Source organism: Nonomuraea sp. NPDC049695 (assembly GCF_040674955.1).
In the GTDB taxonomy this organism is placed as follows: Bacteria; Actinomycetota; Actinomycetes; order Streptosporangiales; family Streptosporangiaceae; genus Nonomuraea; species Nonomuraea helvata.
This window is the reverse complement of sequence record NZ_JBFANV010000011.1, coordinates 44,509-66,008: the sequence shown is the minus strand read 5'-3', so window position 1 is coordinate 66,008 and position 21,500 is coordinate 44,509. Positions and strand designations below refer to the sequence as shown.

The window sequence follows — 21,500 nt, the reverse complement described above, 5'->3', positions numbered from 1 at the left end:
CTTGGCGTGTCCGCGCTCTGGCACGTTGCTGTGTCGTGTCCTCTGCATCATTCTCAGCGTCCGGCTTATCCGTAGGCCTGGCCCGCATCGCCTCCTATGCCGTGGCCTGCCTGGTCCACTTGCTTGGCCCGGCCTTCCTCGTCGCCGGCGTGTTCCTGCTGTCCCGCATGACGATCTTCGCCTTCTTTCTCGGCGTCGTGGCCCTCGGCCTGGCGTGGCTGGTCCGCCCCCGCATCCCCCGCTTCCCCGCCGACGTTCAGCCCCTGACCCGCGAGGAGGCCCCGAATCTGTACGCTCTCCTCGACCGGATCGGCGCCGGGGTGGGAGCGCCGAGAGCCGACGCCGTGGCCCTCGACGGCATGGTGAACGCGGCGTTCGGCACCTATGGATGGCGGCGCCGGCGCCTGGTCATGATCGGTTACCCTCTCTGGCTGATCCTCACTCCGCAGGAGCGCATCGCGGTTCTCGCGCATGAGATGGCCCACTCCAGCAACGGCGACGCCAGGCACGGGCTCTTCGTGGGCAGCGCGCTGGACTCCCTCAGGGAGCTGCGCGGGGTGACGAGGTTCGACTGGCATCAGGACGATGGTCTGGCCCATCTCTTCGCACAGGCCCTGCTGGTGCTGGCCGGTCTTCCCGTACGGGCACTCATCTTCGCGTTGGAGCTCCTGCTGTACCGCTCGTCGCAGCGTGCCGAATACCGGGCTGACGAGCTGGGCGCGCGCGTGGCGGGCTCCCGGGCCATGGCCTCGATGCTTGATGTGCTGACCACCCGCGCCCCCTCGGCCAGGAATTTCCTGGAGCCGAGCGCGGTCCTCTTGGGGGCATCGGACCTGTGGGACAAACTGCAGGCAAGCGTGGCCGCGGTCACGGACGAGGAGCTCGAACGCCGTCGCCAGGCCGCCCGCGAGGAGAAGGCCCGCGTGGATGCCACGCATCCGCCGACGTACCTGCGGATGGAACGAGTGCGGCACCTGCCGTACATGGAGGGGGAGATAGGAGCGGCGGAGGTGGAGAAGGTCGAGCCCGAGCTGGAGCAGGCCGCCTGCCGCGTGGCCGGGACCATCAGGGATGCCGCCCGATCAGCCCTCTACCGCTGATGAGAGGTCAGGTGGTGGGGCCGCGCTTGGCGACGACGGCGGTGAGCGCCCAGCCGAGGCCCACGACGAGCCCGCCGACGATGGCCACGAGGCCGATGTTGCCGATCTCGAGCATCGCGAGCGCGGCGATCAGGACGCCGTAGGCCATGGTGAGGATGAGCATCAGGCGTCGATAGGTGTTCTGGTTCATACCGACACCATTCCGCGGATGAGGGTCCGGTTGTATCCACTGATCGGTGGACATGTCCCCCCGGTAAGATCCCGGTTCATGGGTGGTCCCGTGGACCCGCGGGCGGAGAACGCCTGGTTACGCTCCTACCCCTTCTGGGACGCGTACTTCGCGATCGTGCTCGTGGCGACCATCGTCGCCATCGTGGTGGATGGCGGGTCGCCGGTCGCCATCGTGCTGCTGCTCCTGATCACCGTCTCCTACGTGGTGTGGGGTCACGAGGCGGTGCGGGCGCCCGTCGCGCCCATCAAGGAGGGCTGGTGGCACGTCGCCGCGATGCTCGTCCTGTTCACCGCGGCCGATCTGCTCGCGCCGCAGTCCGCCGTCGCGCTGTCGGCGCTGATCCCCATGACGTTCATGGCGTTGCGGGCGGCACGGGCGGTGGCCGTGATGGTCGCGATGTTCGCCGGTCCCGCGATCCAGCTCATGGCGGAGAACGGGTCGAATCCGCTGCTGATCATGGTGGCGATCGTCATCGGCCTGTTGGCCAGCTCGCTGCTGGGGATCTTCATCGACCGGCTCGGGCGGCAGAACACCGAGCGGGCCCGGCTGATCGAGGAGCTCGACCGCACCAGGGAGGAGCTGGCCGAGGTGAGCAAGGAGGCGGGGATCCTGGCCGAACGCGAGCGGCTGGCCGGTGACATCCACGACACGCTGGCCCAGGGGTTCGCGAGCATCCTCATGCTGCTGCAGGCCGCAGGGGACGGGCACGACCCGCACGTCGCGCGGGCCGCGCAGACCGCCAGGGAGAACCTCGCCGAGACCCGCGCGCTCATCGCCGCCCTGGCGCCGCCCGCGCTGGAGGGCGCCTCGCTGGAGGAGGCGCTGGGGCGGCTGGCCAGGGGGTTCGAGCTGCCGGTGGAGATGACCGTCAACGGGGACGTCGGCGTGCCGCGCCCCGTGGAGGAGGTGCTGGTGCGGGCCGCCCAGGAAGGGCTGGCCAACGTGCGCAAGCACGCCCGCGCCCGCGCCGTACGGCTGGAGCTCGAGCAGGTCCCCGGCTCAGCCGTGCGCATGTCGATCAGCGACGACGGCTGCGGCTTCGACGCCTCGGCCGTCCGTGACGGGTACGGCCTGCGCGCCATGCGCAACCGGGTGGCGCGGCTCGGCGGCACCGTACAGGTCACCGGCTGCCCCGGCGAGGGCACCACGGTCGCGGTGGAGCTGCCGTGCTCAGGGTGCTGATCGTGGACGACCACCCCGTCGTGCGCGAGGGGCTGCGCGGGATGCTCCAGGCCGAGCCGGACATCGAGGTCGTCGGCGAGGCCGGGTCGGCGGACGAGGCCGTGGCGGTCGTGCCCCGGTTACGGCCCGACGTGATCCTCATGGACCTGCGCATGCCGGGCGGCGACGGCGTCAGCGCCATCGGGCGGCTCGGGTCAGATCGGCGGGTGGTCGTGCTGACGACGTACGAGGACGACGGGGAGATCCTGCGGGCGGTGTCGGCCGGGGCGGCCGGATACCTGCTCAAGGACGTGTCACGGGCCGACCTCGCGCGCGCCGTGCGGGCGGCGGCCCGCGGCGAGACCGTGCTCTCGCCCTCGGTCGCCGCGCGGCTGGCCGACCGGCGGGCCGCGCCCGGGCAGCCCGTGCTGTCGGCTCGTGAGCGGGAGGTCCTGGAGCTGGTGGCGGAGGGGCTCACGAACGCGGAGATCGGCAGGCGGCTGTATATCGGGGAGGCCACGGTCAAGACGTACCTGCTGCGGGTCTTCGGCAAGCTGGGCGTCTCCGACCGCACCTCGGCCGTACTGGCCGCCCTGGACCTGGGCCTGGTACGGCGCCGCGGCTGACACGTACCTGAAGATCACTTCGGCTGTCTTAAGCCTCGCTTCAGGTGCGGCGGGCCACCCTCGGGCTGTCTCATCGACTCGGGGAAGGAGACCCCATGTTCAAGCGACGCGCCGCCGTAGTCGTCACCGCCGCCGTGCTCGGGCTCGCAGGAATGGCCGCAACGGCCGGAGCCGCGCTGGCCGACGACGGCTCACTCAAGGTGCGTGACGACGGCCCGGTCAAGGTGCGCGACGAGGGGCGGGTCAAGGTGCACGTCGGGCCGGACTTCCGAGGTGGCCGGCTGACCTGCCGGCTGAGCGACGGCAAGGTCGTCAAGTTCTCCAAGGCGAGGGTGACCGAGCTAGTCGACGAGGATCTCATCGACCCTCAGCTCGCCGAGCCCGCCACCGTCGACGGCGTGACGACCGTGCCCGACGACCGGCTGTCCATCAGCGTTCCGGCCAAGGAGCTGCCGCGCAAGGTCACGGTCGGCAAGCGGTGGCACCACAAGCGCGTCGTCCACCTCACCTGCGTGTGGGACGACCGCGTGGGCCGATAGCCTCTCGCCGCCGCGCCCCTGGGACACCTCCCAGGGGCGTCAGAGGGGCGGGAAGTTCGGCGGGCGGCGCTCCAGGAAGCTCGCGACGCCCTCCGCGAAGTCCGGGCGGCCGAAGGAGGCGACCATCTCCTGGACGGCCGCCGCGGACGAGGCCTCCAGGGTGGTGTCCCAGTCGTGCCACACCTGCCGCTTGATCACCGCCATCGACGCGGGAGAGCTGTAGGCCGCGAGCTCCCGCGCGTACGCCTGAGCCTCGGGAACGACCGACTCGCCCGCCACCACCCGGTTCACCAGCCCCAGCTCGTACGCCTCGGCTCCGGTGAACACCCGCCCGGACAGCAGGATGTCCATGGCCCGCTGCTGCCCCATGATCCTGGGCAGCACCCAGGACAGCCCGTACTCCGCGATCAGCCCCCGGCGCGGGAACGCGGTGGTCCACTTGGCCTCCGCGGCCGTGAACACGAGGTCGCAGACCAGCGCGTGCACCATGCCCAGCCCCGCGCAGGCCCCGTTGACGGCGGCGATGACGGGCTTGCCGATGGTCGTCGGGAACGTGTTCGGCCGGGGGTCGGGCTCCTCGTCGTAGGAGCCGCTCCGGATCGCGGACAACGCCTTGAAGTCCGCCCCCGAGCAGAACCCCTTGCCCGCGCCCGTGACCACCACGGCCCGCACCTCCGGGTCCTTCTCCGCCTCCGCCAGCAGGTCGAAGTAGCGCCGCCCCATGGCGACCGTCCACGCGTTCAGCGTGTCGGGACGGTTGAAGGTGAGCGTGAGCACGCCCTGGTCGAGGGATGAGAGCACGAGTTCTGCCATGCCCTAACCGAACCATGTTCTAGGCGGGGAAGGCAAGGAGCGGTCAACGGTGGTGGACGAAGGCGGGGACGAGGACGCGGGTGTCGTAGTAGCGGTGGAAGACCGGGGTGACGCTGCCCGACAGCGGCGGCACGATCCACGACCAGTCGGCGGGGCAGACGCGCCCGGCCTGCTCCTCACGTGACAGGTGGGTGAGGAAGCGCCGCGACTCGGTGTGATGGTCGGTCATCGTGACCCCCGCCTGCTCGAACGAGTACAGCACCGCCACGTTCAGCTCCACCAGCGCGTGGTCGCGCCAGAGCGTCCGCTCGGTGGAGGTGTCCAGGCCGAGCCGGTCGGCGACCACCCCGAGCTGGTCGTACCTGTCGGTGTCGGCGAAATTGCGGGCGCCGATCTCGGTGCCCATGTACCAGCCGTTGAAGGGCGCGCACGGGTAGCAGATGCCGCCGATCTCCAAGCACATATCCGAAATAGCCGGTACGGCGTGCCAGCGCAGGCCGAGCTCCTCGAACCACGGATATTCGGGGTGAACCAGCGGCACCTCCAGCACCGCGTCCCCCGGCAGGTTGCACAGGAGCGGATCGCCCAGGCCCGGCTGGATGATCAGCGGCAGCACGTCGAACCGGCCCGACCTGCCGCGCCACCCCAGCGCCTTGGCCGTTTCTGTGAGCTCCACGTTGCGCGGGTCGCCGACGACGCTCCCGTCGCGGCCGCGGTAGCCCGCGTACCGGATGAGCTGGTCGTTCAGTATCCGCGGCCCTCGGCGGGCGGGCGTGTCCGGAGGCAGGACGGTGACGGTGGGCCTGATCTTGCCGTTCCCGGTGGCCTCGCGCAGGTGGGTGACGCACTCGAGGGCCACCCCCTCGGCCGTGGTCACCTGCCGGCGGTCACGTACCTTCAACGAGCGCCAGTAGAGCCGCCCGATGCACCGGTTGCTGTTGCGCCAGGCCACCCGGGCGCCGAACTCCAGCTCCTCGTACGTGTGCGTGTAGGTCCCGTGGCGGCCCACCTCCCTGGCGACGTCGCGCAGGCGGGCGTTCATGCCTCCGGTTTTGGGGTTCTCGGCGTGGAAGAGCCTGATGAAACGCTCTGCCTCGCGGAGGTCGGTGGTTCGCTCGAGCACCGCCTGTACGGCGAGGGCATCGAAAGGACGCAGGTTCGTGATCCAGGTACGCACGCGGCAATCAGCACTTCTCCGTCATCGGATCGCCCCGCCGATTCCGGGTCGGCGGCACGTTCCTGGTGGCGGCGACCTCTCCTCGCCACCGTCACGACTTGTCCGCGGCTACCGGCCCCTGATGACCGGTAGCTTCATCTTTACTCGCCGAGACTCCTTTGTCCCGCCAAACGATGAAATGCACGCGCTCTGACGCCTCGTCCCCGCCCGACGGCCTCCACCGCACGCTGAGGTCGGCCACCGTGCGGGCTGAGCGCCGTTGAGGGGGCGCCGGGCTCCGCCGCACATTGTCGCGCTGACGCGGCGCTCGGAGCGCGTGGCGGGTGACGCCACGGCTCGGGGCCACGGCTGTCCGGCGTCCTGCGGTCGGTCGCCGCCTGGTGCCAAGCGGCCGTCGACGCGTCGCGCGGCGCCTCACGCCACGCGGTGGGCGCCCGGGGCGAGGGTGGCGGGGAGGAAGCGGGGGGCCTGGAAGCCGTGCTCGGCGAACGCGTTCGACACCGACTCCTCGACGCTCGACAGGCGGTCCAGCGGCACCAGGGCGATGGCGGAGCCGCCGAAGCCGCCGCCCGTCATCCGGGCGCCGCGCGCCCCGCCCCGGATGGCGGCCTCCACCGCCACGTCCAGCTCCGGCGACGACACCTCGTACTGGTCGCGCAGCGACAGGTGCGAGGCGTTCAGGATGGCGCCGATCTCGGCCACGGCGCCGGCGCGCAGGAGGCCGATGAGGGCCTCCACGCGGTGGTTCTCCGTGACCACGTGCATCGTGCGCTTGCGCTCGTCCCCCTGGAGCTGATCGAGGGCCGCCGCCAGGTCCGTGACGTCGCGCAGGGCCGGGACGCCGAGCTTGCGGGCCGCCGACTCGCACTCCGCGCGGCGCTTGGCGTACTCCCCGCTCGCGTGCTCATGGTGCGCCTGCGTGTCGATGATGAGCATGCTCAGCCCGTGGGAGGCCAGGTCGAGCGGGATGTTCCTGGAGCCGAGCGAGCGGCAGTCGAGGAACAGCGCGTGGCCCTCCTGGCAGAGCGCGGAGGCGGCCTGGTCCATGATGCCGCAGGGCATGCCGACGAAGTCGTTCTCGGCCTTCTGGCTGAGCAGGGCGATCTCCATGGGCGTCATGCCCAGGTCGTGCAGGTCGTTGAGGGCGGAGGCGACGGACACCTCGAGGGCGGCGCTGGAGCTGAGCCCGGCGCCCGCCGGGATGTCGCCGTCGATGGCGATGTCCGCGCCTGCCACGCGGTCGCCCAGCATGGCGAAGACGCCGACGACGTAGCGGGTCCAGCCCTTCGACGCGTCGTGGCTCGCCAGAGTGACGGGCTCGCCGGGGGACTGGAGCGACAGGAGCCGGATGGTGCCGTCCGCGCGCGGGGTGATCGCGGCCGTGACGCCCCACGGCACGGCGAAGGGGAGGACGAAGCCGTCGTTGTAGTCGGTGTGCTCGCCGATCAGGTTGACCCGGCCGGGCGCATGCCAGACGGTCTGGGGGGACGTACCGTAAGCGGTAGAAAAAGCTTCAACAACGCGCACAATCGCACACTCCTCAACAAAGGCCCGACCGTAGACTAGCGCCATGGAGGAGCTCCTGGATCCAGGGCTCGGGCAGGTCCGGGTGTTTCTGATGCGCGACGACAACAAGCCGCGCAAGCTCAAGTACAACCTGGGCCATTCCCGGCTGCTGACCTTCGGCGGCGCGTACTCCAACCACATCAGGGCCGTGGCCGAGGCGGGGCGGCGGCACGGGATCGAGACCATCGGGGTCATCCGGGGTGAGGAGCACCTGCCGCTGAACCCCTCGCTCGCCCACGCGAGGGCCTGCGGGATGACCCTGACCTATATGGACAGGGCCACCTACCGGCTCAAGCACACCGAGCCCGTGCTGGCCGGGCTGCGGGCGCGGTGGGGGGACGACGTGGCGATCCTGCCCGAGGGCGGGAGCAACGCGGCGGCCGTGCGCGGGTGCGCCGAGCTGCCGGGGGAGATCACCGAGGAGTACGACGTCATCTGCTGCCCGGTCGGCACCGGCGGGACGCTGGCCGGGATCTCGGCCGGGCTGCCGGAGGGCAAGCGGGCGATCGGGTTCGCGGTGCTGAAGGGGGCGGGGTTCCTCACCGATGAGGTGGCCAGGCTCCAGCGCGAGGCGTACGGGCGCACGTGGTCGAACTGGGAGATCAGCCTGGACTACCACTTCGGCGGCTACGCCAAGTCGACGCCCGCCTTGGACAGCTTTATCGCGAAATATCGTGTCGAAGGCGTCTATGTGGCCAAGATGCTCTACGGGATCCTGGACCTCGCACGGCAGGGCGCCTTCCCCCAAGGCGCCCGCGTCGTCGCCGTGATCACCGGTCAGCCCTCCACCCCCGTGGCCGTGTGAGGCGCCCCGACCGGCTTCGACTCGGGTGACCCCCGCTGCCGCAGATAGATCGACAGTGCCACCATCGACAGCACGGCCAGCAGCTCCGACTGCCAGTTCTGCAGGGTCCGGTTCCAGAACTCGGGCGAGGTCACGTACGACCACCAGGACACCGGATCGCGCAGGTCGCCGAGCCGCTCCGAGTTGTACGCCGCCTGCCCCGCCACCGACTGGGCCAGCCACGACAGCACGAAGACGACCCCCATCACCAGCCCGAGCGAGTTGCTGAACAGCCAGAGCCTCGGCCCGCCGACCTTGGCCCACCGGGGAGAATCGGCGCCCGCGTACGGCCCGACCCGCTGCTGCTCGTCGGACTCCGCCCCCGCCTCGTCCGGCTTCTTGGACTCGGGCGACCCCTTCTGCACGAGCCAGACGGTCAGCATGATGAACAGAAAGAACTGCAGGTACTCCGACTGCCAGTTCTCCGACACGTCCACCGCGAACGAGGACGACGTCACGTACTGCAGGAACGAGACCGGCTCGGCGCCCTCGGCCAGCTGCCGGTCGTTGTACTGCAGCATCCCGGACAGCGCCTGCCCGCCCAGTGCCAGGAAGAACATGATCATGAAGGCGAGAGCCAGGGAGTTCTCCTTGAGCCACCTCACAGCCGCGACCACCCCACCACGAAGAAGTACGCCAGGCCGACCACGATGATCAACATGGTCAGCGTGAACATCACGCGCATCAGTACTCGACCTCGCATTCGTAGGGAAGATCGGGGTCGTGTACGGGCTCGCACCCCGCAGCCTTCACCCGCCAGCCGTCGGAGAACTCATGCAGGAACAGCGTGTCGCCGGCCAGCCGTACCTGCGCGTCCTCACCCCACACGCTGACGGAGGTCACCGAGCCGCCCGGCCCGAGCTTCGCCTCGCGCAGCGCCTCGGCGCAGCTCTGGCCGGGGTTGGGGAGGCTCTCGGCGGTCTTGCGGGTGAGCATCGCGCACGCGGCATCCTCACGGTGCGCGGAGATGGCCGCGTGGAAGCGCTCGGCCGCCTGCGCCGGGGCGGCCGAGTCCGGGGCGCAGGCGGTGGCGGCCAGCGCGATCACCGGAACCACGATGAACAGGGTCCTCATGGACCCCTGCTACCCGCGGATCACCGCCGCATGCTAGCCGCCGAGCTGGTCGAGCACCGGTGATACCAGCGCGTTCAGCTCGCGGACCAGCACGACCACCGCCCGGTGCGCGCGCTGCTCGACCTCGTCGTGCGGCCCCTCGGGCTCGGACGGCAGGTCGTCCAGGGGGACGGGCACCTCCAGCAGCAGGGTGGCCCGCAGGAACGGGTGCCTGGCCAGGTCCTGCTGGGTCGGGTCGACGTACTGGCCGAAGGTCTCCTGCCAGCCCAGCCACCCGCGGTCGCGCCACCAGGCCCGCGACCGGGTCAGCTCCTCGGGCAGCGGCGAGACCACCCTGACGCGCGCGTAGAGAGAGCCGTCCCAGGTGTTGCGGTGGCAGGTCGCGTCCAGCACACGCCGGTCCCACCGCACGTAGCCGGGGGTCAGCGACGGCGGCGTGGCCAGCCGCCACGCCGCGCACGCGAACCTGACGGGCGCGATGTCGCCCCACTCGAACTCTTCGAGGTTCTTACGGACGTGTACGGCATAGCGCCCGTCACGGTCTCTGTCGAACTCTTGATCGATCCAGAACGCTCTGCCCATGGGGACTACGCTACGGCCTCCCCCGCGTCCATGCAGGGGAGGCCGTAGGCGCGAGATCCCGGAATGTGCTGTGACGGAAGTGGCACATGTGTAGCTTTTTCACATTGTTGGCTGACTTTGGAGTGAGCGATGGCGTCAGAACAGCTCGACGCGGCCATGAGCTACTGGAAAACGGGAGAACTCGATGCGGCCGCCGCGCTGTTCAGGCAGATCGCGGCCACAGGGGATCCGGAAGCGTCTCACCTGCTGGCCGGGCTGCTGCACGAGCAGGGGGACCTGGACGGCGCCGAGGCGGCGCACAGATCGGTGATCCAGTCGGGCGACCCCGTGTTCGGGCAGCGCTCGGCCATCGCCATGGGGATGATGCTGGTCACCGCCAAGGAGTGGGCCGCGGCGCACCGGGTGCTGACGATCGCCTCGGACGGTGCCGACTTCGAGGTGGCCGCGCTCGCGGACACGGCGCTGGTGCTGGTGCTCACGCAGTTGGGCGACGTGGAGGGCGCGCAGGCGGCGCTGGAGCGGGCGCGCAGGTGCGACAGCGCCGCCGTGGCCGAGCTGGCCGACCGGCTGGAGCTGCCCGAGTTCCACCAGGATCCGGCCTCGGCCCGCGACCTCTATGAGGAGGCCGAGGACGAGGACGACTACCGGGCGCTGCTGACGTGCGGCGACCCGGACGTGGTGTCGCTGTCGGCGTTCCGGCTGTACCAGATCTACGCGGAGGAAGAGGATTTCGAGCAGGCCAGGGAGGTGTGCGAGCACGCCATCGCCGTCGGGCACTCCGACCACCTGGCCATGGCGCACAAGCTGCTCGGCGCGGTCCTGGTGGACCTGGGCGAGTACGCCGAGTCCGCGGCCGCCTACCGCGTGGCCGCCGAGGACCCCAGGCCGGACATCCGGCTGCCGTCGCTGATCGAGCTGGCCAAGGTGACCGCGTCGCTCGGCGACGAGGAGGAGACGAAGGCCATCTTCCGCCGGGTGATCGCCAGCGGCCACCGCGAGTACGTCGTGCAGGCCCAGGCGTGCCTGGCCCAGATGCACACCGAGGCGGGAGAGCCGGCCGAGGCGCTGGCCGCGTTGCGTGCCGTGCTGGAGGCGGGGGAGAGCGAGTGGGGCCCGATCTGCGTCACGCTGCTCGGAATGCTGCTGGACCAGCATCCAGAGGCGTACGACGAGGCCATGGAGCTGGCGCGGTTCGCGTTCGGGCACGATGATCCCGACACCGCTTTCAAGGCGGGGCTGCTGCTGGAGCACGCCGCCAGGCAGCAGCCGCTGGCCGACCCCGTCGAGGAGCAGGCGCTCCAGGACGCCGACGAGGGGCTGGCCCGCCTGCAGGCCGGCGACCTGGCCGAGGCCAGGCGGCTGCTGCGCAAGGCCGCCGACTCCGGCGCGCCGACGCAGTCGCTCAGGGCCATGGTGACGCTGGCCCAGCTGGAGATCGGCGAGGGCGACCGGGAGCAGGCCGACGAACTGCTGGCGTACGTGGCCGAGGAGGACGACACGCTCCAGGGCTTCACCACGGCCTTCCTGCTGCACCTGTTGCGCGAGTCGGGCGAGCGGCCGCATCCCGTGCTGCAGGCGATCCTCGACCACCAGCGGCTGGGCCGGGAGGAGGGGCTGTCCCGCTATCACGCGACCACGGAGCATCCCGATCCGGCCGTCGCCGCGATCGGTACCGCCGTGTTCGCGCAGGTGCTGGCCTCGATCGGGTACGACCTGTCGGAGGCGGCCAAGCTGTTCCAGTCGGCGGCCGACGCCGGGGACCCGCTGGCGCTGTCGTACACGGCCGTGATCTGCAAAGAGGTGCTGTCCGACGAGGACGAGGCGGTCGCGCTGCTGCGCCGTGCCAGGGCGGAGGGCCATCCGGTGCTGGCGCCCTGGGTGGGGTACGCGCTGGGCGGGCTCGTCGAGGAGCACGACCTGGCCGAGGCGCGGGCCGCGTACACGATGGCCTTGGAGAGCGGCAACCGCGGGCTGCGGAACGAGGCGGCCGGCGCGCTGCTGACGGTGTACGAGCGGCAGGGCGACCTGCTGGCCGTCTGCCGGATGCATGAGAGGCGCATCGAGGAGGAGGCCTCCGAGAACGACCGCGCGCGCAGCGCCTGGCTGCTCGGTCTGAACCGGGTCAGGCTCGACGACCTCGCCGCCGCGCGGGCGGCCTTCGAGCAGGCCACAGGGGAGCCCGAGGCGATGGGGCGCTTCGCCCGTTCCCTGCTCGACCGCGACTTCGAGGGCGCGGCGCCGGCGTTCGAGGAGATCGGCGACGAGGGCAGCGCCTTCCTGGCGAGCATGCTCGCCATGGAGAGTGCGCACGCCTGGCAGCGGCGCGGCGAGATCGCCGCCGCCGACGGGGCGCTCTCGCTGGTGCTCGCCGCCGGGCACCCCGGCTACCGGCAGGAAGCGGGGTGCTACCTCGGGGCGCTGCGTAACGAGGCGGGCGACAAGCGCGGAGCGCTGGAGGCGTGGGAGCAGGTCGCGGACGGCGACAACGAGCGCCTGGCCGCCATGACGCGCTGGGACATCGGGCGGGTGCGGCAGGAGCTCGGCCAGCTGGACGAGGCGGCCGCGGCCTACCGGGCGGCGCTCGAAGAGCTCGACGGCAGGCGCAGGCAGGACGCGACCGTGCGGCTCGCCGAGGTGCTCGTGGCGCGCGGGGCGGCGGAGGAGGCGGGGGAGCTGCTGGCCGGGGAGTTCGGCGCGGAGGGACGGCTCCAGCTCGTCCGCGTGCTGCGCGACCACGGCGACCTGACGGGCGCCCTCGCCCTCCTGACACGGGGATCCGAGGACGCGTGGGAGGCCCAGCTGCTCGGCGAACTGCTCGCCAGGACCGGCGACGTGGCGGGGGCGCGCGAGGCGTTCGAACGGGCCGTGGCCGCCGACCCGGCGTCCGCGTCCGGCACGCTGGTCACGGCGGCCAGGCTGCTGGCGGAGGCGGGCGACGACGAGTACGCCCGCTCCGCTCACGAGCGGGTCGTCGCCCTGGACGACGACGAGTGGCTCACGGCCGTCGCCCGGGTGCGGCTCGGCACGGCCTCGGCCAAGGAGCGCGGATGGGTGCTGGCCGACGACGGGGACCGGGAGGGCGCGGTCGCGGCGCTGACCGAGTTCGCCGGGTCGGAGCTGATGGCCGAGGTGCTGCTCGCGCTCAACGACGACGACGCCCGCGCCGTACGCCGCCTGGTGGCCGCCGCGGACCCGGAGGCCCGGCGGGAGCCCCTCGCCGAGACCCTCGAGCGGGCCCGCGGGCTGGACGACCATCGTGCGGCCGCGGCGCTCTGCCGGGTGGTCATCGAGCTGGGCGAGCCCGGCCTGGCCGCGGAGGCCGCGCTGGATCTCGGCGTGATCCACGCGCAGCGCGACGACAACTGCCAGGCCGAGCTGGCCACCTTCCCCGCCACCGGACACCCGGAGACGGCCGAGAACGCCTGGCGCAACCTCGCCATCGTCCGACACCGCCGCGGCGACCTCGACGGGGCGATCGAGGCGGCGCGTGCCGCGATGCCCGCCACCGCCGTCGTGCTGGCGGACCTGCTCGACGCGCGGGGCGACAGCGCGGGCGTACGCGAGGCCCTGACCGCCGGGGCGGCGGCCGGCGACCTCGAGAGCCTGCGCCACCTGCTCGCCCGCCTGCTCGTCGAGCAGGACCACGACGCCGTGGCCAAGGAGGCCGAGCGGGCTGTCGGGACCGGCGACCCTGAGACCGTGTCCATGGGCTACTGGGCGTGGGGTGACGCGTACAAGGCGCGGGGCGACCTGGAGAACGCGGCCCTCATGTTCGGGCGGGGCGTGGACACCGGCTTCCCCGAGACCGAGCCGGGCATCCGGGTGGACCTGGCCAAGGCCCTGCGAGAGCTGGGTGACGCGGCCGGCGCCGAGCGGGAGGTGCGGCTGGCCATCGAGTCCGGCGTGCCGGACGCCGTGGACAGGGCCGGAGTACAGCTCGGCATCTGGCTGCACGAGGAGGGCGACCAGCTCGGCGCGGCGCAGGCGTTCGCCGCCGCCGCTGGCGCCGGATCCGAGGTGGCGACGGACAACCTCCGCGTGCTCGCCCACCAGGCGGCCGATCGCGGCGAGCACGCCCTGGCCGTGCAGGTGCTCCAGCTGATGGGCGACGAGGCCGGCGGCGTGGCACGCGAGCTGGCCGGACAGTGCGAGGACCCGGCGGCCGTGCGGGCGTACCACGAGCTGACGGGGCGGGGGCCGTTCACCGAGGTGGACATCGCCGACCGGCTGGCCGCGCTGGGCGAGACGGCCGAGGCGCGGGCGATCTACGAGCGGCTCAGCGCGCACGACGAGCCGGACATACGGTTCGTCGCCGGTGGCAGGCTGCTGGAGCTGCTCGACGACGAGGGGGACGACGACGCGTTCTTCGACGTGGCGCAGCGGGCGGCGGCCGACGCCGACAGTCCCGTCCGGGGGGTGTTCGGGAGCCTGCTCGGCATGCTGCAGGGCAACCGCGGCGACACGGAGGCGTCTCTCGACACGCTCCGGGAGGCGGCCGCCGGCGGCGAGCCCATCGCGCTGTCCACGCTGGCGCAGACGCTGGTCAAGGTCGGGATGGTGGACGAGGGGAGGGAGGCGTACCTGCGGGTGCTCGACGCGGGCGACGCCGGCCTCGCCGCCCGGGCCATGATCGCGCTCGGGCAGACGTACCACGAGTCGGACGAGGAGCGGGCCCGGGAGTGGTACCTGAAGGGCGTCCAGGAGGGCGAGGGGCACATCAGCGCGCTCGCCGCGATGTACCTGGGCGCGCTGGCCAAGCGGAACCGCGACTTCCCTGAGGCGCTCACCTGGTACCAGCGGGTCATCGACGCGGGGGACGAGGAGTCGGGGCTGGCCGCGGCGCACCTCGGCGAGCTGTGCTACTGGCTCGGCGACCGCGACGGGGCCCTGCGGTACTACGAGCTGACGCTGGGGCTGACCGAACAGGCCGACCTGGTGGCCGAGGCCGCCTGCCGGCTGGGCGAGATCCGGTACGAGCGGGGCGACCTGGAGCTGGCCCGGCAGCTGCTGACGACCGCCGTGTCCACCGGCGACCCGTCGTTCGCGACATCGGCGGAGTCGCTGCTGGCCAAGCTCGGCTGAGCCCGTACGGCGCCTGAAGGGGTGCTGCGCTCCACCAGGGGCGCGGCACCCCTTTCTTTCGTGAACTTGTCCTTAATTAAATGACCAACTAACCTCATCTAGTCAAACAAATGAGGTGAGACGGGATGGTCAGACCAGGACGGCCGCCACAGGATCCGGCGCGACAGCTGGAGCGGGCGCACCGCATCCTCGACGCCGCCGCCGAACTGGTCCTGCGCTGGGGCTACGACAAGACCACGATCGACGACGTGTCCAAGCGGGCAGGTGTCGCCAAGGGCACCATCTACCTGCACTGGAAGACGCGCGACGACCTCTTCGCCGCGTTGCTCCGCCGCGAGCGGGTGCGCATGCTGGCCGACGTCCGCGGCCGCGGCCCCACCACGCTGAGCGAGCTGTACGGCGAGTTCGCCCGCGCCCTGCTCGGCCGGCCGCTGCTCAGCGCGTTCATGCGGGGCGACTCCGAGCTGCTCGGCAAGTTCGCCCGCCAGAAGCAGCAGGCCGGCAGGCCGCCGGAGATGGGCGGCCCCCTGGACGCGTACGTGGCGGAGCTGGTCAAGCGCGGCGCGGTGCGCGAGGAGGTGGGGGACCACATCCTGGTGGCCAACGCCGTCCTTTACGGGTTCCTGTTCGTGCCGGACAGGCGGCCCGACGAGCCCAGGCCGTCCGACGACCGGATCGCGGACATGATCGCGGACACCATCGAGCGGACCATGAGCACGGGCCGCCCCCTGTCCGGCGACGACGCGAGCGCCGTCGCCCGGGCCACCCTCGACTTCCTCGACGCCACGGAGGAGGTCGCCCAGCGGAAGCTGGCGGCCTCCATGGGCGGTTCCAAAGGTTCAAGGAGCGTGTGACGTGAAGGCCGTACTCCCCCTCGACGACGCGGCGGCCGATCTTGCGACCGTGGGTGGCAAGGGTGCCTCGCTGGCCAGGCTGACCAGGGCGGGGCTGCCCGTTCCCGGTGGGTTCCACATCACGACCGAGGCCTACCGGGCGTTCGTGTCGGCGTTCGGTGACGGGATCGCGCACGCGGAGGACGCACGGAGGCTGTTCGCCGAGCATGACATGCCCGCCGAGATCGCCGCGGAGATCCGCCGGGCGTACGAGGCGCTCGGCGACGACGTGCCGGTGGCCGTGCGCTCGTCGGCCACCGCCGAGGATCTGCCGGACATGTCGTTCGCCGGTCAGCAGGACACCTATCTCAACATCAGGGGCGAGGCGCTGCTGGATGCGGTCAAGCGCTGCTGGGCCTCGCTGTGGAACCCGCGCGCCATCGCCTACCGCGAGCAGAACGGCGTCCCCCACGACGACGTGGCGCTGGCGGTGGTGGTCCAGGAGCTGGTGGAGGCGGAGGCGGCCGGTGTCATGTTCACCGCCGACCCGGTCACCGGCGCCCGCGACGAGAGCGTCATCAACGCCTCTTGGGGGCTCGGCGAGGCGGTCGTCGGCGGTCAGGTCACCCCCGACACGATCGTGGTGTCCGGCGGCGCGGTCACCCGGTCGCAGGTCGGCGACAAGACGGTCATGACCGTCCGCACCCCTGACGGCACCCGCGAGCAGCCGGTGCCGGAGGAGTTGCGTGGCAGGCCCGTGCTGGACGAGGCGCAGGCGGTGGAGCTCGCCGCGATCGGCGCGCGCATCCAGGCCCTGTACGGCACGCCGATGGACGTCGAGTGGGCCTGGGGCGGCGGCGCGTTCGCGATCGTGCAGGCGCGCCCGATCACCGGTCTCAAGCCGCAGGTCGAGGAGTGGAACGACAGCCTCAAGGGCGACTACCTGTGGACCGGCGGCAATCTGGGCGAGGCCATCCCCGATGTGATGACGCCGCTGACGTGGTCGCTCGTGCGCCTGTTCATCAGGGAGGCGATGTCGGCCTCGGCCCTGCCCGGCTTCGACCTGGTCGGCAACATCGGCGGCCGCTTCTACATGAACCTGAGCGTCGTCCACTCCATCGCCACCGCCCTGGGCATGCGCGGCAGGCTCAGCGCGGTCGAGCAGGTCTTCGGCAAACTGCCGCCGGGGTTGGACGTGCCGCAGGTGCCGCTGTCGCGCTGGGAGATCATCAAACGGGTCATCCCCCTGGCGATCGGCATCCAGCGCCGCGTGCGCCGCAACCTCAAGGGGATACGCGCGTTCCTGGCCACCTCGCAGCGGCGGTGCGAGGAACTGCGCGCCACGATCGCCGCCACCGGTTCCGGTCCCGAGCTGGCCGACCTGTGGGAACGCGAGATCAGGCCGCACCTGGTCACCTCCTGCCGCATGCTCGAGGCCGCCGGCCGCCAGGGCGGCGCCACCCTCGTCTGGACCCGCGACCGGCTGCGCAAGATGATGGGCGAGGTTGACGCCGAGGCCATGCTCACCGGCGTCAACTCCGGCGGCGAGCTGGCCAGCCTGGGCCCGGTGATGGGCCTGTCGAGGCTGGCCCGCGGGGAGATCACCAGGGAGGAGTTCGCCCGCACGTACGGGCATCGCGGCCCCCACGAGTTCGAGGTGTCGATCCCGCGCCCCGGCGAGGACCCCGAATGGATCGACGCCCAGCTCGCGGGCCTGCGCGACCTGCGGGCCGACACCGAGGCGCTGCTCGCCCGGCAGCATCAGGCGCGCGACGCGGCGTGGGCGCGCTTCGCCGAGCGCTATCCGCGCCAGGTGGCCACGATGCGCGCCAGGGTCCAGCGGTGGAACACGGTCGTGCGCGACCGCGAGGACACGCGCTCGGAGAACATGCGGGCGTTCTGGGTGCTGCGGGCGTTCGCCGTACGGGCGGGGGAGCTGACAGGCCAAGGCGAGGACGTGTTCTTCCTCTACCTGGACGAGCTGCTGGCCCTGCTGCGGGGCGAGCCGTCCGCGCTGGAGAAGGTGCCGGTACGGCGGGCCACCCACGAGCAGTACGCCGCCCTGCCGATCTACCCCGCGCTCATCGTCGGCCACTTCGACCCCGTACGCTGGGCCGCCGACCCCGGCCGGCGGGCCGACGTCTACGACGCGCGCGGCACCGGCGTGCCCGTGAGCGACACCGTGAAGGGTTTCCCCGGCGCTCCCGGCATCGTGGAGGGCATCGCCCGCGTGATCTCCGGACCTGAGGAAGGCGACCGGCTCAAGCCGGGCGAGATCCTCGTCACGACGCTGACCAACGTGGGCTGGACCCCGATGTTCCCGCGCGCCGCCGCCGTGGTGACCGACATGGGGGCGCCGCTCTCGCACGCCTCGATCGTGGCCCGCGAGCTTGGCATCCCCGCCGTGGTCGGCACCGGCAACGCCACCATGCGCCTGCACGACGGCGACCGGATCAGGGTGGACGGCGAGCGGGGCACGGTCGAGTTGCTGGCGTGAAAAGACTCCGCCAAGTCGATCGCCTCGATCGGTGGCATGCGGTGACCTTGATGCCCATGATCGAGTGGTGGACCCCAGAGGACGAACGCGAGCTCGAGGCGCGCTGCGCCCGGTTCAGGATCGCCAAGCTGGCGCTGGAGTACGGCGACGGCGAGATGGATGTGGAGGATGAGGCCGACCCGGCGGCGTGACTTCGCCGAGCTGCCGCCGTCCCTTGTCGCGGAGGTGGAACGCCGTCTGAGTGCCGTGCTGGGCTTCGAGGAGCGCGGTGGCGGCTTCTCGGACGGCGTGCTCGGCGTGGCCACGCTGGCCGGCGGGGCGCGCGTGTTCGTCAAGGCCGTGCCGGCGGACGGCGCCGACGCCGACGGTTACCGGGAGGAGGCGGCCGTCAGCGCGGCGCTGCCGCCCGGGGTGCCCGCGCCGCGCCTGCTGCTCACCTGTGACCAGGACGGATGGGTGCTGCTCTGCTCGGAGGTGGCGCCCGGGGACGTGCCGCACGAGCCGTGGCGCCCGGAGGAGCTGTCGGCCGCGCTGGACCTGCTCACGGCCTGCGCCAAGGAGCTGACCCCGGCGCCGCTGGACGGCCTGCCCACCGTGGTGGCGCGCATGGCGGGCCGCTGCGAGATCTGGCAGGACCCCGGCATCGCGACTGTCGGCGAGTGGGAACGCGACCACTTGCCTAGGCTCGCGGAGATCGAGCGGGAATGGCAGTCGCTGGTCACCGGCGACACGATGCTCCACTTCGATCCGCGTTTCGACAACATCCTCATCGACGAGCACGGCACGGCCAGGCTCGTGGACTGGGGGCGGGCCTGCGTGGGTCCCGCCTGGGTGGACCTGGTCTGCCTGCTGCTGGAGTCGGACCTGGGGGACCGCGATCCCGAAGCGGTCTTCGCCGGGCACCCGCTCGGGAGGCAGGCGGTGCCGGAGCACGTCGACGCCCTGCTGGTGGCGCTCCTCGGCTACTGGACGCGTACCGCGGCCATCCCGGGACCCGCGCACGCCCCGCAGCTGCGGGAGCGGCGCGAGCACTCCCGCAGGGCCACCCTGGCCTGGCTCAGCGCCCGGTGGAGGCGCTAACCGCCGACGTGGATGCCCGGCCGCTTCGCGGGGTCGGGCTCGACCTTGCGGATGATCTCGCGTACGACCGGCGCCGTGTCGCCGCGCCCGAGGATGAGGTAGCGGAACAGGTGCATCAGCGGCGAGCCCTCTGCCCACTCGAAGTAGCAGTGCGGCCGGACGCCGGTGGCGTCGCGCAGGGCCAGCAGGACGGCGGCGACGGCGTTGGGGACCGCGGGGCTCTTGGCGCGCAGCACGCGGTGCCCGCCCACCTCCACGCCGCGCACCTGGAGCGCGTCGCTGAAGTCGGACGGGTCGATGACGTCGATCTCCAGGAAGAGGATGTCGGCCCGTCCGGGGACCGGGTTCATGCCGCGCTGCTCGGCCTCCTTCTCCGCGTACTCGGTCTTGTTGCCCGCCTGGCGGCGGTTGGCGATGATGTTGAGCGCGCCGTCGTAGTCGATCGAGTCGGCGACGAACCGCCGAGCCGCCTCGTCGAACTCGATCCGGTCGGCCCGCAGCTCGGTCGTACGGGAGACGCGCGAGATCAGCGAGATGGCGATGATGCCCAGGATGAACAGCGCCGAGATGGCGATGCCGTCCGGCTTCTCCCTGATGTTCTCCACCAGCGCGTAGAGCAGCACGAGGGTCAGCACGGAGAAGCCCACGCCGGCCGGCCGCTGGCGCTTGCGGATGGCCGAGATCGTCACCGCGACCGCGCCGGAGACCATCATGGCCAGGATGCCCGTGGCGTACGCGCCGGCCTGGGCATCCACGTCGGCGTCGAACGCGATGGTGAGCACCACGCAGATGCCCGTGTAGACGAGCACCACGGGCCGCACCGCGCGGCCCCAGTCGGGCGCCATGCCGTAGGAGGGCAGGTAGCGCGGCACGATGTTGATCAGTCCGGCCATCGCGGACGCCCCGGCGAACCACAGGATGAGGATCGTGCTGATGTCGTACGCCGTGCCGAACATCTCGCCGAGCCGCTCATGCGCGAGGTAGGCGAGCGCCCTGCCGTTGGCCTCGCCGCCCGGCCTGAACTTCTCGGCCGGGATGAGCACCGTGGTGACGAAGCTGGTCGCGATCAGGTAGACGCTCATGATGAGCGCGGCCACGGTCAGCAGCTTGCGCGTGTTGCCGACGCGCGAGTCCAGCCGCTGCTCGGCGCTCTCGCCCTTGGCGGCCACCAGCGGCATCATGCTGACGCCCGTCTCGAACCCCGACAGCCCCAGCACCAGCAGCGGGAACGCGAGCACGGCCGGCCCGATGATGCCCCCGAAGCCGCCCGTCCCGCTGGTCAGCGCGTCCGTCCACCGGGAGAGCGCGTCAGGTGACGAGACGACGGCCGTCAGCCCGACGGCGACGACGACGGCGTTCAGGACCAGGAAGATCGCGACGAGCGGGATCGCCACGCCGACCGCCTCGCTGAAGCCGAGCAGGAACACCCCGCCCAGGATCAGCAGCAGCACCACGGTCAGGATGACCTCGTGGCCGTGCAGGAAGCTCGGGAAGTACGGGTTCTCCACGACGTGCACGGACGCGTCCGCCGCCGACAGCGTGATCGTGATGATCCACGACGTGGCCACGAACCCCAGCAGGACGAGCACGAACAGCTTGCCCCGCCAGAACGGCAGCAGCCGCTCCAGCATCGCCACGGAGCCCTGCCCGTGCGGGCTCTCCCGTGCGACCCTGCGGTACATCGGCAGCATGCCGAGCAGCGTCAGCGCCACGATGAGCAGCGTGGCCAGCGGCGACAGCGCCCCGGCGGCCAGCGCGGCGATCGCGGGCAGATAGGCCAGCGTCGAGAAGTAGTCGACGCCGGTCAGGCACATGACCTTCCACCAGGCCTGCGGCTCGGCGTGCCCCTCGCTCGCCTCGGGGCCCGTCGGCTGTACGCGCAGCTGCAGCAGCCAGCGTGCCAGGCCGCTGGACGGAGGCGCTGGACGGGACGGGGTCTCCACGACCGCAGGGACCGTAAGCCCACCGGTACCGCTCACCGGATCTTCCTCTCTTGTCGAGAATGGACACCACCCTAGGGGGTTCCGCGCAGGAGCACGCGGCTGGAGCGGCGATTCCGGCCATATCTGTGCTAACCAGCCCTTTTACCCGGGGCCCCAGGACGGCGCGCCGGTAAATCGGTTGCTCGGGCCTAGAGCCCTCTGGGGTGCTGAGCTCGAACCAGGACGATCGCGAGGATCAGGAAATGCGGACAACGCTCATGTCCCCCGAGAAAGGAAGAGCCGTCTATACACGAACCTCCAGGACAGAGGAGCGAGCCTCACTTTCGAAAACACTGTGGAAAAACTCGGTAA

General features: G+C 71.5%; 18 protein-coding genes. 10 read left to right on the top strand and 8 right to left on the bottom strand.

Annotated elements, in window-relative coordinates; all coding sequences use genetic code 11:
• The first annotated feature begins 35 nt into the window (after positions 1–35).
• On the top strand, positions 36–1,100 hold the full coding sequence (locus AB0J64_RS12790; protein WP_364025002.1) for a M48 family metallopeptidase: 1,065 nt from the start codon (positions 36–38) through the stop codon (positions 1,098–1,100).
• Positions 1,101–1,107: 7 nt separating this feature from the next.
• On the opposite strand, the gene AB0J64_RS12785 is transcribed toward AB0J64_RS12790, so the two are convergent.
• Positions 1,108–1,290: a hypothetical protein gene (locus AB0J64_RS12785; protein WP_364024999.1), complete on the bottom strand. Its 183-nt coding sequence runs from the start codon at positions 1,288–1,290 to the stop codon at positions 1,108–1,110.
• Positions 1,291–1,368: 78 nt separating this feature from the next.
• Here AB0J64_RS12785 and AB0J64_RS12780 point away from each other — a divergent pair, with 78 nt between their 5' ends.
• The 3 genes from AB0J64_RS12780 (at position 1,369) to AB0J64_RS12770 (ending at position 3,658) form a co-directional block, all read left to right on the top strand.
• On the top strand, positions 1,369–2,514 hold the full coding sequence (locus AB0J64_RS12780) for a sensor histidine kinase (protein WP_364024997.1): 1,146 nt from the start codon (positions 1,369–1,371) through the stop codon (positions 2,512–2,514).
• The gene (locus AB0J64_RS12775) at positions 2,499–3,119 is read left to right on the top strand and encodes a response regulator transcription factor (RefSeq protein ID WP_364024994.1); all 621 of its coding nucleotides are present in this window, start codon (positions 2,499–2,501) and stop codon (positions 3,117–3,119) included. Before AB0J64_RS12780 ends, AB0J64_RS12775 begins: the two co-directional genes overlap by 16 nt.
• A 95-nt stretch (positions 3,120–3,214) precedes the next feature.
• Positions 3,215–3,658 carry a hypothetical protein gene (locus AB0J64_RS12770; RefSeq protein ID WP_364024991.1) on the top strand — a complete coding sequence of 148 codons (444 nt, stop codon included), beginning with the start codon at positions 3,215–3,217 and terminating at the stop codon, positions 3,656–3,658.
• Between the two features lie 39 nt (positions 3,659–3,697).
• Here AB0J64_RS12770 and AB0J64_RS12765 read toward each other — a convergent pair whose 3' ends face one another.
• The 3 genes from AB0J64_RS12765 to galK all read right to left on the bottom strand — a co-directional run bounded on the left by AB0J64_RS12765 (position 3,698) and on the right by galK (position 7,175).
• Positions 3,698–4,471 (bottom strand): enoyl-CoA hydratase-related protein, encoded by a 774-nt coding sequence (locus tag AB0J64_RS12765; protein WP_364024988.1) that lies wholly within the window; start codon positions 4,469–4,471, stop codon positions 3,698–3,700.
• A gap of 43 nt (positions 4,472–4,514) precedes the next feature.
• Positions 4,515–5,648, bottom strand: coding sequence for a nitric oxide synthase oxygenase (locus AB0J64_RS12760; RefSeq protein WP_364024985.1), 1,134 nt, complete (start codon positions 5,646–5,648; stop codon positions 4,515–4,517).
• Positions 5,649–6,062: 414 nt separating this feature from the next.
• Entirely contained in the window at positions 6,063–7,175 is a 1,113-nt protein-coding gene (galK, locus tag AB0J64_RS12755; protein ID WP_364024982.1) for a galactokinase, read from the bottom strand.
• Positions 7,176–7,218: 43 nt separating this feature from the next.
• Between galK and AB0J64_RS12750 the strand changes: the two genes are divergently transcribed.
• Positions 7,219–8,019 carry a pyridoxal-phosphate dependent enzyme gene (locus AB0J64_RS12750; RefSeq protein WP_364024979.1) on the top strand — a complete coding sequence of 267 codons (801 nt, stop codon included), beginning with the start codon at positions 7,219–7,221 and terminating at the stop codon, positions 8,017–8,019.
• Here AB0J64_RS12750 and AB0J64_RS12745 read toward each other — a convergent pair.
• The 3 genes from AB0J64_RS12745 to AB0J64_RS12735 form a co-directional block, all read right to left on the bottom strand.
• On the bottom strand, positions 7,992–8,663 hold the full coding sequence (locus AB0J64_RS12745; RefSeq protein ID WP_364024976.1) for a DUF6766 family protein: 672 nt from the start codon (positions 8,661–8,663) through the stop codon (positions 7,992–7,994). The two genes, AB0J64_RS12750 and AB0J64_RS12745, sit on opposite strands and share 28 nt — an antisense overlap.
• Positions 8,664–8,742: 79 nt before the next feature.
• On the bottom strand, positions 8,743–9,132 hold the full coding sequence (locus AB0J64_RS12740) for a hypothetical protein (protein WP_364024973.1): 390 nt from the start codon (positions 9,130–9,132) through the stop codon (positions 8,743–8,745).
• A 33-nt stretch (positions 9,133–9,165) separates the two neighbouring features.
• Entirely contained in the window at positions 9,166–9,714 is a 549-nt protein-coding gene (locus AB0J64_RS12735) for a hypothetical protein (RefSeq protein ID WP_364024970.1), read from the bottom strand.
• 129 nt (positions 9,715–9,843) lie between these two features.
• Here AB0J64_RS12735 and AB0J64_RS12730 point away from each other — a divergent pair, with 129 nt between their 5' ends.
• The 5 genes from AB0J64_RS12730 to AB0J64_RS12710 all read left to right on the top strand — a co-directional run bounded on the left by AB0J64_RS12730 (position 9,844) and on the right by AB0J64_RS12710 (position 19,206).
• Complete coding sequence (locus tag AB0J64_RS12730; RefSeq protein WP_364024967.1) at positions 9,844–14,796, top strand: tetratricopeptide repeat protein; 4,953 nt, start codon at positions 9,844–9,846, stop codon at positions 14,794–14,796.
• A 125-nt stretch (positions 14,797–14,921) separates the two neighbouring features.
• The gene (locus tag AB0J64_RS12725) at positions 14,922–15,650 is read left to right on the top strand and encodes a TetR/AcrR family transcriptional regulator (protein WP_364024964.1); all 729 of its coding nucleotides are present in this window, start codon (positions 14,922–14,924) and stop codon (positions 15,648–15,650) included.
• A 1-nt stretch (position 15,651) separates the two neighbouring features.
• The gene (locus tag AB0J64_RS12720) at positions 15,652–18,126 is read left to right on the top strand and encodes a PEP/pyruvate-binding domain-containing protein (RefSeq protein WP_364024961.1); all 2,475 of its coding nucleotides are present in this window, start codon (positions 15,652–15,654) and stop codon (positions 18,124–18,126) included.
• A gap of 56 nt (positions 18,127–18,182) precedes the next feature.
• A complete protein-coding gene (locus AB0J64_RS12715) occupies positions 18,183–18,317 on the top strand; it encodes a hypothetical protein (RefSeq protein WP_364024958.1) in 135 nt (44 codons plus the stop codon).
• On the top strand, positions 18,295–19,206 hold the full coding sequence (locus tag AB0J64_RS12710) for a phosphotransferase (protein ID WP_364024955.1): 912 nt from the start codon (positions 18,295–18,297) through the stop codon (positions 19,204–19,206). Before AB0J64_RS12715 ends, AB0J64_RS12710 begins: the two co-directional genes overlap by 23 nt.
• On the opposite strand, the gene AB0J64_RS12705 is transcribed toward AB0J64_RS12710, so the two are convergent.
• Entirely contained in the window at positions 19,203–21,185 is a 1,983-nt protein-coding gene (locus AB0J64_RS12705) for an amino acid transporter (RefSeq protein ID WP_364024952.1), read from the bottom strand. The genes AB0J64_RS12710 and AB0J64_RS12705 overlap by 4 nt on opposite strands.
• Positions 21,186–21,500 lie beyond the last annotated feature (315 nt).